Origin of the sequence: Neokomagataea anthophila, assembly GCF_018122595.1 — a bacterium.
Lineage (GTDB): Bacteria > Pseudomonadota > Alphaproteobacteria > Acetobacterales > Acetobacteraceae > Gluconobacter > Gluconobacter anthophilus.
This window is the reverse complement of record NZ_JAGRQH010000295.1, coordinates 1-208: the sequence shown is the minus strand read 5'-3', so window position 1 is coordinate 208 and position 208 is coordinate 1. Positions and strand designations below refer to the sequence as shown.

At 52.9% G+C, this 208-nt stretch carries 1 pseudogene; it reads left to right on the top strand.

Going from position 1 to position 208, the window contains the following annotated elements:
* Window positions 1-74 precede the first annotated feature (74 nt).
* Window positions 75-208: pseudogene (locus KB213_RS12980) on the top strand (DUF2721 domain-containing protein); the annotation flags it as partial.

The following is a 208-nucleotide window of genomic DNA, read 5'->3' as shown; positions in this document are numbered from 1 at the left end:
ATTCGGGCGGTGGGCTGCCATATGTTGCCTGGCTTTCAAGCGCGAAGAACTGTAGCGGAACCGATAGAGACATTATGTTTTTTCAGACTTCCACCGATATTGACCCAGTGGGTAGCGCGGCACACCTGATCCAAGTTGCATTGACGCCGGTTTTCAAGCTGTCCGGTCTTGGGACATTGATTAACGAGTTCAACACGCGACTGGCCCG